The sequence below is a fragment of the Clostridium sp. UBA6640 genome, from assembly GCF_002455975.1.
GTDB lineage: Bacteria > Bacillota > Clostridia > Clostridiales > Clostridiaceae > Clostridium_J.
In genome coordinates, this window is the sequence record NZ_DKLM01000109.1 from 17,027 (window position 1) to 32,091 (window position 15,065).

Annotated in this window: 15 protein-coding genes; all 15 read left to right on the forward strand. The window is 29.8% G+C overall.

What is annotated here, in order from left to right; genetic code table 11:
- Positions 1-312 precede the first annotated feature (312 nt).
- A complete protein-coding gene (locus tag B2W91_RS11900) occupies positions 313-1,647 on the forward strand; it encodes a DUF512 domain-containing protein (protein ID WP_291581195.1) in 1,335 nt (444 codons plus the stop codon).
- A gap of 1 nt (position 1,648) precedes the next feature.
- Positions 1,649-2,965 carry a ribosome biogenesis GTPase Der gene (der, locus tag B2W91_RS11905; RefSeq protein WP_291581197.1) on the forward strand — a complete coding sequence of 439 codons (1,317 nt, stop codon included), beginning with the start codon at positions 1,649-1,651 and terminating at the stop codon, positions 2,963-2,965.
- Between the two features lie 28 nt (positions 2,966-2,993).
- Positions 2,994-3,998, forward strand: a complete 1,005-nt coding sequence (locus B2W91_RS11910) for an NAD(P)H-dependent glycerol-3-phosphate dehydrogenase (RefSeq protein WP_291581199.1) — start codon at positions 2,994-2,996, stop codon at positions 3,996-3,998.
- A gap of 307 nt (positions 3,999-4,305) precedes the next feature.
- Positions 4,306-5,781, forward strand: a complete 1,476-nt coding sequence (gene spoIVA / locus B2W91_RS11915; RefSeq protein ID WP_291581202.1) for a stage IV sporulation protein A — start codon at positions 4,306-4,308, stop codon at positions 5,779-5,781.
- Between the two features lie 373 nt (positions 5,782-6,154).
- Complete coding sequence (locus B2W91_RS11920) at positions 6,155-6,352, forward strand: hypothetical protein (protein WP_291581204.1); 198 nt, start codon at positions 6,155-6,157, stop codon at positions 6,350-6,352.
- Between the two features lie 288 nt (positions 6,353-6,640).
- Positions 6,641-7,633, forward strand: coding sequence for an asparaginase (locus B2W91_RS11925; protein WP_291581207.1), 993 nt, complete (start codon positions 6,641-6,643; stop codon positions 7,631-7,633).
- Between the two features lie 401 nt (positions 7,634-8,034).
- Positions 8,035-9,387: an NCS2 family permease gene (locus B2W91_RS11930; RefSeq protein WP_291581209.1), complete on the forward strand. Its 1,353-nt coding sequence runs from the start codon at positions 8,035-8,037 to the stop codon at positions 9,385-9,387.
- A gap of 255 nt (positions 9,388-9,642) precedes the next feature.
- The gene (locus B2W91_RS11935) at positions 9,643-10,794 is read left to right on the forward strand and encodes an aminotransferase class I/II-fold pyridoxal phosphate-dependent enzyme (RefSeq protein ID WP_291581211.1); all 1,152 of its coding nucleotides are present in this window, start codon (positions 9,643-9,645) and stop codon (positions 10,792-10,794) included.
- Positions 10,795-11,012: 218 nt separating this feature from the next.
- Positions 11,013-11,891, forward strand: coding sequence for a YicC/YloC family endoribonuclease (locus tag B2W91_RS11940; protein ID WP_291581214.1), 879 nt, complete (start codon positions 11,013-11,015; stop codon positions 11,889-11,891).
- A 13-nt stretch (positions 11,892-11,904) separates the two neighbouring features.
- Positions 11,905-12,177: an extracellular matrix/biofilm regulator RemA gene (gene remA / locus B2W91_RS11945; RefSeq protein WP_039631486.1), complete on the forward strand. Its 273-nt coding sequence runs from the start codon at positions 11,905-11,907 to the stop codon at positions 12,175-12,177.
- Positions 12,170-12,778, forward strand: a complete 609-nt coding sequence (gene gmk, locus B2W91_RS11950; RefSeq protein WP_291581216.1) for a guanylate kinase — start codon at positions 12,170-12,172, stop codon at positions 12,776-12,778. Before remA ends, gmk begins: the two co-directional genes overlap by 8 nt.
- 3 nt (positions 12,779-12,781) lie before the next feature.
- Entirely contained in the window at positions 12,782-13,000 is a 219-nt protein-coding gene (gene rpoZ, locus B2W91_RS11955; protein WP_291581218.1) for a DNA-directed RNA polymerase subunit omega, read from the forward strand.
- 1 nt (position 13,001) lies between these two features.
- Positions 13,002-14,186 (forward strand): bifunctional phosphopantothenoylcysteine decarboxylase/phosphopantothenate--cysteine ligase CoaBC, encoded by a 1,185-nt coding sequence (gene coaBC, locus B2W91_RS11960; protein WP_291581220.1) that lies wholly within the window; start codon positions 13,002-13,004, stop codon positions 14,184-14,186.
- 204 nt (positions 14,187-14,390) lie between these two features.
- Positions 14,391-15,011, forward strand: a complete 621-nt coding sequence (locus tag B2W91_RS11965; RefSeq protein WP_291581223.1) for an IS607 family transposase — start codon at positions 14,391-14,393, stop codon at positions 15,009-15,011.
- The coding region (locus tag B2W91_RS11970; protein ID WP_291581225.1) for a helix-turn-helix domain-containing protein at positions 14,983-15,065 on the forward strand (83 nt) is incomplete at its 3' end. The genes B2W91_RS11965 and B2W91_RS11970, both read left to right, overlap by 29 nt.

Sequence of the window (15,065 nt, forward strand, 5' to 3'; positions counted from 1 at the left end):
ATAGATCAAATTTAGAAGTGGTACATCTATAATAACCCTTATGCATTTACATTGACTATTGAATATAATTGATATATTATAACATAATAGCAGATATAATATGTTTTTTTGAAAAAATATAAAGTTAAAATTAAAGATAAAACTAAATATAATAAATAATTGTTATGAGTTTTATGAAAGCAATAATAAATTTATTTTAATTATTTTAAATATAAGTTAATATAAAATTTGTATAATGTTAATTTAAAAAATTCAAATACTACTATTATTTCAAAATATAGTATAAAAACTAATAGAACAGGAGGAAGAAATGTGAAAAATTTAGTATCAAAGATTCTTCCTAATAGCATAGCAGAAGAAGTGGAAATTGAATCAGGTGACAAGCTTATCAGTATTAACGGTAATAATGTTAAGGATATTATAGATTATAAATTCTTAATCACCGATGAGTATTTAGAGCTAGAAGTTGAAAAACCTGATGGTGAGATATGGGAAATAGAAATAGAAAAGGATTATGATGAAGATCTAGGTATAGTATTTAAAGAAGCTATATTAGATAGGCCTATGAGCTGTCATAATAAATGTGTATTTTGCTTTATTGACCAATTGCCACCAGGTATGAGACAAACTTTATATTTTAAGGATGATGATTCAAGATTATCTTTTTTACAAGGAAATTTTCTAACTTTAACTAATATGAAGGAAGAGGATATTGAAAGAATAATAAAATATAGAATTAGTCCTATAAACGTATCCGTACATACTACAAATCCTGAGCTAAGGATAAAAATGTTAAATAATAGATTTGCTGGCAACATATATGATATACTAAAAAGGCTAGCAGAAGCAGACATAAAGGTAAATACTCAAGTAGTTTGCTGCCCTGGCATAAATGATGGAGAAGAACTTATAAGAACTATTGAGGATTTATATGTTCTTTACCCAAGCGTGGAAAATTTAGCAGTAGTTCCACTAGGAATAACTAAATATAGAGCTAATTTACCACATTTAAAACTATTTACTAAGGAGAAATCTAAGGAACTTATAGAAAGTGTTAAAGTTCTTCAAGATAAGTATGTAAAAGAAAGTGGAACTCCTTTTGTAAGATTATCTGATGAGTTTTATGTAATGGCTGGAAGTGAACCTCCAACAGAAGAACATTATGGGGGATATGAGCAGTTAGAAGATGGAATCGGAATGATAAGAATATTAAAAAATACTATAAAAGAACAAGTGGAATATTTAAATAAAAAGGCTAAAGGAAAATTTACTATAATTACAGGGGTTTCTGCTAAAACAGTTTTAGAGGAAGTTGCGAGTAATATAATGAAAGTAAATTCCAACATTAAAATTAATGTAATAGCAGTAGAAAATAAGTTTTTTGGTACCACAATAACTGTAGCAGGACTTTTAACTGGTATAGATATAATTAATACTGCTAAGGAAGAAACTCTAGGAGATTATATTATAATTCCAAATAATATGCTGAAAAAAGGATATGAGCTTGGAGAAGAGGTAGAAGGATTATTACTAGATGATTATACTGTAAGAGATTTGGAGAAGATACTAAATAAGAAATTCTTAGTGTGTGATTATGCTGGAGATGATCTAATAAATATACTAAATAAACATTTAGAGGAGGAGTAAAATGGGAAAGCCAATAGTTGCAATAGTTGGAAGACCTAATGTTGGTAAATCCACATTATTTAATAAATTAGCTGGAAAAAGAATAGCTATAGTTGAAGATACACCAGGGGTGACGAGGGATAGAATATATGCTGAAGCTGAGTGGCTTAGACATAATTTTACAATAATTGATACTGGTGGTATTGAGCCAGAAAATGAAGATATTATCATGGCACAGATGAGAAGACAAGCGAACATGGCTATAGAAACAGCAGATGTTATTGTCTTTATAGTTGATGGAAAAGCTGGGCTTCATCCTTCAGATCATGAAGTGGCTCAAATGCTTAGAAAGTCTAAAAAACCAATAGTACTAGTGGTTAATAAAATAGATAGAATAGAACTAGAAGATAATGCTTTTGAGTTTTATAATTTAGGTATAGGAAATCCTGTAGCAATATCTGCATCTCAAGGATTAGGACTTGGAGATATGCTTGATGAAGTTGTTGCTCATTTTAATGAGGATCAGTTATCAGAGGAAGAAGAAGAGTACATAAAAATTGCTATGATTGGAAAACCAAATGTAGGAAAATCATCTCTTATAAATAAAATTTTAGGGGAAGAGAGAAATATTGTAAGTAATATTCCAGGGACAACAAGAGATGCTATAGATAGCAAAATAGAGACAGAAGAAGGTAAATTTACATTAATAGATACAGCAGGGCTTAGAAGAAAGAGTAAAATTAAAGAAGAAATAGAACGATATAGTGTGGTTAGAACATTGGCTGCTATTGAAAGAGCAGACATATGTATTCTTATGATTGATGCCACTGAGGGCTTAAGTGATCAAGATGAGAAGATTGTAGGATATGCTCATGAGTTAAATAAAGCAATTATGGTTGTTGTTAATAAGTGGGATTTAATAGAGAAAGATGATAAGACTATGAGAAACTTCCAAATGGATATTGCTAAAGGTTTATCATTTATGTCTTATGCATCATATTTATTTATTTCGGCTAAAACTGGCCAAAGGGTAAATAGAGTTCTTCAGATGGCTAAAGAATGTTATGATAACTATAATAAGAGGATAGCTACAGGAGTGCTAAATGATGTAATAAGTAGAGCAGTACTTATGAAAGAACCACCAGTAGTAGCACTTAGAAGATTAAAAATATTCTATGTAACACAAGTAGATACAAAGCCACCGACTTTTATATTTTTTGTTAATGACCCTAGCTTACTACATTTCTCTTATGAGAGATATTTACAAAATCAATTGAGAGAAAGCTTTGACTTTAAAGGAACAGGTATTAAACTAATATTTAGAGAAAGAAAAGAATAAAAGGGTTTTGGGGAGATGATTTAAGGTTATGTTAAAGGTTGCATTTTTAGGCGGAGGAAGCTTTGGCACTGCCTTAGGAGTTATGTTATCCAAAAAAGGAATAGAGGTTTCTATTTGGGCAAATGATAGAGCTATAGTTGAGGATATAAATATAAAAAGAGAAAATATAAAATATTTGCCAAATGTAGCAATGCCTTCAAATATAACTGCTTATTCAGATATGGAAAAGGCGGTAAAGGATAGTAATATAGTTGTGTTAGCTGTGCCATCTCATGCTATAAGAGAAGTTAGTAAAAAACTATCACAATATATTAGCAGTTCTCAAATTGTAGCTACTGTTGCTAAGGGAATAGAAGGCGGAACTTTAAAGAGAATGTCAGAGATAATAGAAGAAGAAATAAAGGATATACCTATAGTTGTAATTTCAGGTCCAAGTCATGCGGAAGAAGTAGCACAAGATATACCAACTACCATAGTTGTTTCCTCGAAGAATATGGAAGCAGCAAGTACGGTGCAGGATATATTTATGTCAAATAAATTTAGAGTTTACACAAATGATGATTTAATAGGAGTAGAAATTGGTGGAGCTTGTAAAAACATTATAGCATTAGCAGCAGGTATATCTGATGGAATTGGTTATGGTGATAACACAAAAGCTGCATTAATGACTAGAGGTATGAGTGAAATAATTAAGATAGGTATGAAGCTAGGCGGAAGAGCAGAAACCTTTTACGGACTTACAGGAATGGGAGATCTTATAGTAACTTGTACTAGTATCCATAGTAGAAATAGAAGAGCGGGAATACTAATAGGAAAAGGCTTAACTAGAGAAGAAGCTACAAAAGAAGTAGGGATGGTAGTTGAAGGAATAAAAGCTTGCAAAGCCTTCTATGAATTAAAAGAAAGAGAACAGATATCTATGCCTATAACAGATACCTTATATAAGGTTCTATTTGAAGATAAAGACCCTAAATATGGAGTTTATGAATTAATGTCAAGAGACAAAAAAGATGAGCATAATTTTATGTCATAAAGAATATGTAAAGAAAGAAGAGTTATCTTCTTTCTTTTTTTATATACTTTAGATATCAGAGGATTGAGAATGGACAGTTGATAATTATGGGGAAATTAATTTTATAAATTAATTTCTTTAATGGATTTTTAAATGAAATCTAATTCTTAATTTTTATATAGAAGATTAAAATATCGTATAAACTAAAGTTTTAATCAATAAATCTACACCTTAAGAGTTCCTTAAATATTCAATAAAAAATTGGTATATTTAAAAGTTTTTTTCAATATATATATAGTGTTAATATTTAGTTACAGGAGGGTGGAACTTGGAAAACTTTGATATATACAAAGATATTGCTGAAAGGACTCAAGGGGACATATATGTAGGGGTAGTCGGCCCAGTAAGAACAGGAAAGTCAACCTTCATAAAAAGATTTATGGAGATGATGGTAATACCTAACATAGATAATGTCCACAAAAAAGAAAGAGCTAAAGATGAACTTCCACAAAGCGGTTCTGGCAAATCAATTCATACAACGGAACCCAAATTTGTGCCTAATGAAGCAGTAGAAGTGAAACTTGAAAATGGCACTAAGTTTAAGGTTAGAATGGTGGACTGTGTTGGATATATAGTTAAAAATTCTTTAGGATATAATGAAGAAAATGCACCTAAGATGGTAACTACACCTTGGTATGACTATGAAATACCCTTTGAAGAAGCAGCAGAAATTGGAACCAAAAAGGTTATAAATGAGCATTCTACTATCGGCATATTAGTAACCACTGATGGAACAGTAACAGGTTTACAGAGAGGCGATTATGTTGAGGCTGAAGAAAGGGTTGTAGAGGAACTAAAAAGAATAAATAAACCATTTATAATGTTATGTAACTGTAAAGACATAAAATCCCCAGAAAGCATGGAGCTTCAAAAAGAATTAGAAGAAAAATATGATGTTCCAGTACAATTAATTAATGTAATGGAAATGAATGAGCAAGATGTATCAGACATATTTAGTAATGTACTTAAAGAGTTCCCAGTTAAGGAAATCAACATAGATATGCCAGAGTGGATAGAGACCCTTAACAGTAAGCATTGGTTAAAGATTAATTTTATGACTATACTTAGAGGAATGTGTAAAGATATATTTAAGGTAAGAGATATTAAAAAGGCTTTAGAGTGTTTCGAGGGAGTAGAATTCTTATCAGGAATAAAAGTTAAAGAAATGAATATGGGTGATGGGACTGCTCAGGTCAATATAATTCCAAAACAGGAATTGTTTTATAGAATACTTGGTGAAGTATGTAATACTGAAATTAATAGCGAAAGTGAACTACTGAAGATGATGGAAAGCTTCTACAGGGCTAAGGTAGAATATGATAAGATTGCAGAAGCATTAATAGATGTGAATAATACAGGCTATGGATTAGTTGCACCTCAATTATCAGAAATGAAATTAGAAGTACCTGAGCTTATTAATAGCGGAGGCAAGAAAGGAGTTAAACTTAAAGCATCAGCTCCGTCACTTCATATAATTAGAGCAGATATAGAAACAGAAGTTCCTATTATGGGAAGCGAAAAGCAAAGTGAAGAATTTTACAAATCAATTCTTGATCAGTTTGAAAATGATCCATCACAAATTTGGCAAAGTAATATGTTTGGTAAACCACTTGAGGTTTTGGTTAAAGAAGGACTTCAAAGTAAACTTTATAAAATGCCAGATGATGTTCAACATAAGCTTCAAAGAACCCTTCAAAAAATCATTAATGAAGGTAGTGGCGGATTAATTTGTATAATTTTATAGTACATGTTTTATTAGTCTAAATAATAGCTATGAGTTGAAAGTTAGCTCATAGCTATTATTTTTTTCAAAAAAATTAAAAATAAGTTAGATTATGTAAAATTATTTTTCTTAATACATTTCTTATTCTTGATTTTTAATCCATAAATAAAAAATTTCCCTATAACACTTAAAATACTGTATAAATTTTAAGTAATAAACTAATAAAGTCATTATTTTAAATTTTATTTCGTAAAAGTAGCTATATATTAATTTACAAATGCCAAAAATAAAAATAACTTCATAAATTAATAAAAACCTTATAGGATAAGAGGGTTTCTTAATGCAGATAATAAGATTACAAAAGAAAATCTATTATCTAAGGAGGAGAAGTTCTATGGAAAGTATAAATCAAATGATTAAAGATGGGTACAAAATCATGAATTTTAAAAGAGATATCGATTTAATTTCAGGAAGCGAAATAGGTGAGATAGAGATGAAAGCCTTAGATGGTAAATTGTCTGTTGTCACTATAGATGACAATGGAGCAGATGATATAGAAAAAGCAATGTTTAAATATTTAAGAAACGATTAGCATAATTTATGAGGGTAATTTATTGTAAAATTATAAAAAATGATTTTGCAATATAATTACTCTTTTTTTATTGAAGGAAGAACTCTATCTATGGAGAATTTATTAATGGGAATAGTTTAGTTATTTTACATATAATGTTTAAAAATTTTGCTATATTGTTTAGTTTTAAATTTAAAGGCTTTAAATATTTTAAATATGTTGTAAAATATTTATGAAATAATAATCTAATGATTTAAAATAAGAAAGCTTTTACATATTTATATTTGACCAATTTAGGAGGTACTTATAATGAAAAAAGTAGTTGTTATTTTCAATGGCGGTACAATATCAATGAAGGTTGACCCAAGAATACAAGCAGCAGTTCCAACTCTAAGTGGAGAAGAGATAATGTCTATGGTGACAGGAATAGAATCTTATGCAAAGGTGGAGTCTTATAATTTTTCAAGCTTGCCTAGTCCTCATGTTACACCAGACCTTATGCTTGAACTTTCAAAATATGTTAAAACATTTTTAGAGAAAGATGATGTAGATGGAGTGGTTGTTACCCATGGCACAGACACTTTAGAGGAGACAGCATATTTTTTACATCTAACAATTAAAAGTGAAAAACCAATAGTAGTTACAGGATCTATGAGAAATAGTTCTGAACTAGGATATGATGGGCCATCAAATTTGGCAGCAGCAATATGTACAGCGACTTCTGAGGGTGCTAGGGGGAGAGGAGTATTAGTATGTTTAAATAATGAATTAAATGCTGCAAGTGAAGTTACAAAATCACATTCAATGCATCTAAATACTTTTCAAAGTCCTGAATTCGGACCAATAGGCATTGTTGATGATAATAAAGCAATTTTTTATAGAGAAAGCTTAAATCATGAATATATACCTACAGATAAAATAGAAACTAAAGTAGATTTAATAAAAGCTTGTGCAGGTATAGATGGAAAGCTTGTAGATTATTGTGTAGAAAGTGGTGCAAAAGGCTTAGTAATAGAAGCTATGGGAAGAGGTAATATTCCACCTCAGATGGCTGCCACTGTTAAAAAAACTGTAAAAAAAGGAATACCGGTAGTTTTAGTTTCAAGATGTTATAAAGGAAGGGTTTTAGATAGTTATGGATATGAAGGTGGAGGAAAAGATTTAAGAACTGGTGGAGTTATATTTGCAGATAGCTTACCGGGACAAAAAGCTAGGATAAAGCTTATAGTAGCATTAGGAAAAACAAATGATATGAATAAAATAAGAGAGATTTTTGAGGAAGGACACTATAAATACGAATAAAATGAATACAATTTAATAAAATGTACGCAAAAACTGTTGACATACTAAAAATATGTTGGTAATATTTATTTGTACGAATGATAGATTAAAAAACATCATTATAATTCATGTTTGTACGAATGATATATATCAATGTGGTGTAATTTTTATTGTAATAGCTGTGTACAGCATATAAAAATTAACCACTAGTATATGTTTTAGTGGTTAATTTTCATTTGTAATAGGCTAATACAAATGAACTATTAAATATAAAAATTAGGAATTTGGGAAAACTTTAATTAATTAGAAAGATGAATTATCAAATTTATTACGATGATATTTTCTTAATTCAAAATCATGGATTGAAAAATTGTGATTTTGTTATGTTTTACTCAAATAAATAAAAAAATAAGGAGGCTACAATGGAAAAATATTTTAAATTAACAGAGAATGGTACTAATGTTAAACGTGAGATTATAGGCGGTATAACCACATTCTTAACAATGGCGTATATTATAGCAGTAAATGCAGATATCCTCGGCACAGAGGGCGTAGGGATGCCAGCAGGGGCAATTGTTACAGCAACTTGTTTAACAGCAGGATTAACTACTATATTTATGGGATTATATGCAAACTTACCATTCGCTTTAGCATCAGGAATGGGACTAAATGCTTTTTTCGCTTTTTCTGTGGTTTTGGGAATGAATGTTCCTTGGCAAGTAGCATTAACAGCAGTATTTGTAGAAGGTATAATATTTATATTACTATCACTAACTAATGTAAGAGAAATGGTTGTCAATGCAATACCAACAAATTTGAAGTATGCGGTAACAGCAGGTATAGGATTGTTTATAGCTTTTATAGGATTTAATAATGCAGGAATAGTTGTTTCACATGAAGCAACAAAACTAGCGATGGGAGATTTGACAAGCCCAACAGTTGTAATTGCAACAATAGGAATATTACTTACAGTTGTTTTATCTAAGAAAAATGTAAAAGGTGCTATACTTTGGGGAATATTAGGAAGCTCAATAGTGGCATGGATTTACGCGTATATATCACCAGAAGCAGCAGCAAGTCATATGATATTTACACCTAATGGTATATTTAAATATGAATCTTTAAAACCTATAGCTTTTAAATTAGATTTTTCATATTTATTAGATCCATCAAAAATAGCATCATTTATGACAATAGTATTTACATTTTTATTTGTAGATTTCTTTGATACTGTAGGAACTTTAGTAGGTGTAGCATCTAAAGTTGGAATGATTGATGAAGAAGGAAGAGTTAAAAATGCAGGAAAAGCATTATTGGTAGATGCTATTGGAACAACATTAGGTGCAGTAGCAGGAACTTCAACAGTTACAACTTACGTTGAAAGTTCAGCAGGGGTTGCAGTAGGTGCAAGAACGGGACTAGCTTCAGTAGTAACAGGAATATTATTTTTAATAGCATTATTTTTCTCACCAATATTTGTGTCAATACCAGGATGTGCAACAGCACCAGCACTTATTATAGTTGGATTTTATATGATTGATAGCGTAAGAAAAATTGACTTTTCTGATTATACAGAAGGAGTGCCAGCTTTCTTTACACTAGCTTTAATGCCATTAACTTACAGTATAGGAGATGGATTAACGATAGGTGTAATATCTTATGCAGCAATTAATTTATTAAATAATATCTTTGGAAAAGAGAAAAAGAAAGTTTCCATAGTAATGTATGTATTAGCAGGAATATTTATAGCAAAGATAATATTTGCTTCACATTAATAAAAATACTCCTTGAATAAAATATTTCAAGGAGTATTTTTTTTAATGCACAATGCACAATTAAGGATGAAATTATTTTTAGCCAGCAATTCAATTGCTAGTTTTATGGCGAACACTGTTCGCCGCTATAATTGTGAACTGTATAAAGTTGATATATAATGATTAACAACTATTAAAAAATATTCATATTTATGGAACCTTTCATATAAGTTATGAATAGCATAATTTATAACATATAAGATAGGGTGATTAAATATGAAGATAAACAATAGAATAACCAATTTACAACAGTATCATTTTAAAATACTTGATGAAATTAAGAAGAAAAGAAAAGAAGATGGTAAAGTGGTTGTAGATTTGAGCATTGGTGATCCAGATTTAAATGTTCATCCAAATATATTAAAGGCATTAGTTGATGGATTTAACATTGAGGGCTTTAATAAATATCCGCCCTATGATGGTACTTTAGAGCTTAAAAAAGAAGTTATTAGGCACTATAAAGATACTTTTAATGTAGACATAACCTTAGATGAGGTTATTATTTTAATTGGCTCTAAAGAGGGGATAAGCAACGTTATACCGGCAGTTTGCGATATTGGAGATATTGTTTTAGTGCCAGAGCCGGGTTATCCTGTTTATTCGATAGCTTCAAATTTATGGGGTTGTAAGCCTCATACCATTCCTCTAAAGGAAAAGAAGAGGTATTTAATGGAGCTTAAAGAAATTCCAGAGCATATTTCTAGCAGAGCTAAGCTGTTCTTCATCAACTATCCTAATAATCCCACAGGAGCAACTGGCAATAAGGAATTTTTTAGAGAAATTATTGCATATTGTAGAGAAAAAAATATAATACTATGCAATGATGCAGCATATAATGAAATAATTCCCTTAGAGGAAAAACCTATAAGTATACTTCAATTCGATGAAGAAAAAAAGTCTGTTGAATTTGGAAGTTTTTCTAAATTGTATAATATGACAGGATTTAGAATAGGTTATGCTGTTGGATCAAGTGAAGTAATAAATGCACTATCTAAAATTAAAAGCAATTTAGATTCTGGCCAGTTTATTCCAATACAAAAGGCTGCACATGCTTCTTTACAGTTAGGTGAAGAATATAAAAATAATATTAAAAGAACCTATGCTACGAGAAGAAGCGAAGTAGAGAAAATATTAAAAGAAAAGAATATTAAATTTTTTGAAACTAACGCAACTTTTTATATTTGGTGTAGAACTCCTAAAGGTTATACTACCTATGAGTTTTGTTCAGAGCTTATAGATAAGTATGGAATTGTTGTAACGCCAGGATCAGTATTTGGAGATTTAGGATATGACTATTTTAGAATATCTTTAACTAATGACATAGAAACTACAAAAAATGCACTTTTAATGCTTGACAAATATGATTAAAAGTTATAAAAATGATTATATGTCTATAATTAAAATAATTAATAATAGAGGCAATATTGCCTCTATTATTAATGAATAAATTTGTTTTTCTTTAAATATCTAATAAATATTCCAATTTACTAATTAATACTTACACTTTTAGCTTGAAATTGATGTTATAAGTTTTGTATAATAGGTATTAAAGAATTTACAAAGAAGTCGGAAGGATGCGTTTTTTTATGATTAAAAGCATGACAGGCTTTGGGCGTGGAAGTGGCAGTGATGGCCACTCAAATTTTATTGTAGAAATAAAGAGTGTTAATCACAGATATTTTGAACTAAATGTAAGGATGCCTAGAGCGTTAATTTCATTGGAAGACAACATTAGAAAGGTTGTTAGTGAAAAAATTAAAAGAGGTAAAATTGATATATTTATAACACAAAATCATCATGATAAAGAAAATGTAGAGGCAGTTTTAAATGAAGAACTTGTAAAAAGTTATATGGACTGCCTTAAAACAATTCAGTCTATGTATGATTTAAGAGATGATATTTCAGTAACAAATTTAGCTAGATTTCCTGAGGTTATCAATTTAAAGCAAAAAGAAGAAAATTTAGAAGAAGCTTGGGAAGAGCTTCAGGTATCTTTAGATGAAGCGTTAGCCTCATTAGTACATATGAGAGAAATTGAAGGTATAAAATTAAATCAAGATATTAGTTATAGATGTGATTTAATTAAAAAATTTACCGATACAATTAGTGAAAGAGTACCAATGGTATCCATAGAGTACAGAGAAAAGTTAACTAAAAAAGCTAAGGAACTTTTAGAAGAATCTCAATTAGATGAAAGTAGAATTGCTATGGAAGTAGTGCTCTTAGCTGATAAAACAGGAATAGATGAAGAAATTGTAAGACTAAATAGTCATATTTCTCAAATCAAGGAAACACTAAAATTAGAAGAACCTGTTGGAAGAAAATTAGATTTTATAGTTCAAGAGATGAATAGAGAAAGTAATACTATAGCATCTAAAGTTAATGATTTAGAAATTACTAATTTAGCTGTGGATATTAAAAGCGAAATTGAGAAGATAAGAGAACAAGTTCAAAATGTAGAATAATAGGAGGTAACTAATGGGTATAAAATTAATAAACATAGGATTTGGAAATATAGTTTCTGCCAATAGATTGGTTGCTATAGTAAGTCCAGAATCAGCACCAATTAAAAGAATAATTCAAGAAGCAAGGGATAGAGGTATGCTTATTGATGCTACATATGGCAGAAGGACTAGAGCAGTAATCATAACAGACAGTGACCATGTAATCTTATCAGCAGTTCAACCAGAAACTGTTGCACATAGATTATCTTCTAAAGAAGATGAGCATATAGAAGAGGTTGATGAATAAAATGGGAGTGAAAGGTCAATTATTAGTTATATCTGGTCCTTCAGGAGCTGGGAAAGGTACTGTATGTAAGTCACTGTTAGAAAGAAATGATATATGGATATCAGTATCAGCTACAACTAGAAAGCCAAGAAATGGAGAGATAGATGGCTTAAACTATTTTTTTATAGATAAAGAAGAGTTTTTAGAAAAAATAGATAGTGATGATTTTTTAGAGTATGCAGAAGTCTATGGAAATTATTACGGCACTCCAAAATCTAAGGTTTTTGAAGTATTGGAAAGTGGAAAAGATGTAATACTAGAAATTGATATTCAAGGTGCATTAAAGATAAAATCTGCTTATCCAGATGGAGTGTTTATATTTATACTACCTCCGTCAATGGAAGAATTAAAATCTAGAATTACCAATAGAGGCAGTGAAACACCAGAATCTTTAAAGACTCGATTAAATTCTGCTTATGAGGAAATTTCTTTTGCCTCAAAGTATGACTATGCAGTAATTAATGATGAAGTTAATGAAGCAGTTAGCAAAATTGAGAGCATAATAACTGCTGAAAAATGTAGAGTATATAAAATAAAAGATGAAATATTAGGGAGGTTCTAATACATGAACAATTCAATGATTAATCCATCAATAGTAGATTTATTAGAAAAAGTTGATAATAGGTATTCGTTAGTAGTTGCGGCTTCTAAAAGAGCAAGACAATTAATAGAGGGCAAAGAGCCACTAATAACTGTAGATTCAACTAAACCTGTTACAATTGCTATTAATGAAATAAATGAGGGCGCAATTGAAACTGAAACCACGAAAGAAGGATTAAAGTAAAATGTTAAACGAAAAAACAGTTGTTATAGGGGTTAGTGGCGGAATAGCTGTTTATAAAGCTTTAGATGTTATAAGCAAATTAAGAAAAAAGAACATTAATGTTCATGTTATAATGACTAAATCAGCTACAGAGTTTGTAACACCACTTACCTTTCAGTCATTAAGTCAAAATATGGTTATAACTGATATGTTTGCAGAGCCAAAGGCTTGGGAAATTCAACATATTTCTTTAGCTAAAAAAGCAGACCTTGTAGTGGTTGTGCCTGCAACAGCTAACATTATTGGAAAGGTTGCTAATGGTATAGCAGACGATATGCTTTCAACTACAATAATGGCTACAAAAGCGCCAGTTATTTTTGCACCAGCCATGAATACTAATATGTATAATAACCCTATAGTGCAAGATAATATGAATAAGTTAAAATCCTTTGGATATGAATTTATATCTCCAGCTAGTGGAAGATTGGCATGTGGAGATGTTGGAGATGGAAAGCTTCAGGATACAGAGTTAATAGCAGAAACTATTATTAGTAAACTTCATGAGAAAAAGGATCTAATAGGTAAAAAAGTTTTAGTCACAGCAGGACCAACTATATCACCAATTGATCCTGTAAGATATGTTACTAATGGCTCTAGTGGTAAAATGGGATATGCCATTGCAGAAGAAGCTAGAGACAGAGGAGCTGAGGTTACACTTATAAGTGGGCCTTCTAGTTTAAAAACACCTTTTGGAGTAAACCTTATTAAGGTTACAACTAATGGGGAAATGTATGATGAAGCAGTAAATCACTTTGAGAATTGTGACATAGCTATAAAGTCTGCAGCAGTTGCAGATTATAAAATTAAAAACTATTCTAATACAAAGATTAAAAAAGGTGATGGTAATCTAGTATTAGAATTTGAAAGAGATAATGATATACTAAAAAAACTTGGAGAATTAAAAAAACATCAAATTTTAGTAGGATTTGCTGCTGAAAGTAATGATGTAATAAAAAATGCTACAGGTAAATTAGAAAAGAAAAATCTCAATTATATTGTTGCAAATTATATTACTGATAGCTTTGGTAAGGATAGTAACAAGGTAACTATTATTAATAGAGATAAAACCTCTATTACATTAGGTGCTATGAGCAAAAGAGAAGTAGCAGCGGAATTATTTAATATTATTACAGAGAATGATTTATAAAAAGCGACTTTGTCGCTTTTTATTTTTGAAAGTGCAAAAAAATTCATCTCTGATTATTTATTTTATTTCATATGTTTAAAATGATATAATATTTAAAGTTGGTTTTAAAGGAGCAACTAAATAGTTGTTAAGTTTATTGGAATCAGTGTAAAAATATGTTGAAATATACTCACAAGAAGGATGTGAGTATATTAAATGAAACATATTACAAATTATAAACCAAAAGATTTTGCTGAGTTATTGAATGTATCAGTAAAAACACTTCAACGTTGGGATAGAGAAGATATATTAAAAGCAAAAAGAACTCCTACTAATCGAAGGTATTATACTTACGACCGATATTTAGAATTCAAAGGTCTTAAAAAAGAAGTAGAGCGAAAAATAATTATTTACACAAGAGTATCTACCAATAATCAAAAAGATGATTTGAAAAACCAGATTGAATTCCTAAAGAATTTTGCAAATGCTAAAGGTATTATCATTGATGAAGTTATATCTGATATAGGAAGTGGATTAAATTATAACCGAAAAAAATGGAATAAACTTTTAGAGGAATGTATGGAAAATAAAATTGATTCTATATTAATAACTCATAAAGATAGATTTGTACGCTTTGGTTATAATTGGTTTGAAAGATTTTTGACAAAATTTGATACTAAAATAATAGTTGTTAATAACGAAAGTCTTTCACCTCAAGAAGAATTAGTTCAAGACATAATATCAATATTACATGTTTTTAGTTGTAGAATTTACGGTCTTAGAAAGCATAAGAAAAAGATTAAGGAGGATAAGGAAATTGAAAAGAGCTTACAAGATGGAGATTAAACCTACTTTAGAACAAAAAATAAAAATACATCAAACCATAGGCATATCAAGGTT

What these genes read in the sequence shown, in the direction of transcription:
- B2W91_RS11935 (WP_291581211.1), top strand. Translation starts at nt 9,643, where the DNA reads ATGAAGATAAACAATAGAATAACCAATTTACAACAGTATCATTTTAAA.
- rpoZ (WP_291581218.1), top strand. Translation starts at nt 12,782, where the DNA reads ATGAACAATTCAATGATTAATCCATCAATAGTAGATTTATTAGAAAAA.
- B2W91_RS11920 (WP_291581204.1), top strand. Translation starts at nt 6,155, where the DNA reads ATGGAAAGTATAAATCAAATGATTAAAGATGGGTACAAAATCATGAAT.
- gmk (WP_291581216.1), top strand. Translation starts at nt 12,170, where the DNA reads ATGAATAAAATGGGAGTGAAAGGTCAATTATTAGTTATATCTGGTCCT.
- B2W91_RS11925 (WP_291581207.1), top strand. Translation starts at nt 6,641, where the DNA reads ATGAAAAAAGTAGTTGTTATTTTCAATGGCGGTACAATATCAATGAAG.
- coaBC (WP_291581220.1), top strand. Translation starts at nt 13,002, where the DNA reads ATGTTAAACGAAAAAACAGTTGTTATAGGGGTTAGTGGCGGAATAGCT.
- der (WP_291581197.1), top strand. Translation starts at nt 1,649, where the DNA reads ATGGGAAAGCCAATAGTTGCAATAGTTGGAAGACCTAATGTTGGTAAA.
- B2W91_RS11940 (WP_291581214.1), top strand. Translation starts at nt 11,013, where the DNA reads ATGATTAAAAGCATGACAGGCTTTGGGCGTGGAAGTGGCAGTGATGGC.
- B2W91_RS11930 (WP_291581209.1), top strand. Translation starts at nt 8,035, where the DNA reads ATGGAAAAATATTTTAAATTAACAGAGAATGGTACTAATGTTAAACGT.
- B2W91_RS11910 (WP_291581199.1), top strand. Translation starts at nt 2,994, where the DNA reads ATGTTAAAGGTTGCATTTTTAGGCGGAGGAAGCTTTGGCACTGCCTTA.
- remA (WP_039631486.1), top strand. Translation starts at nt 11,905, where the DNA reads ATGGGTATAAAATTAATAAACATAGGATTTGGAAATATAGTTTCTGCC.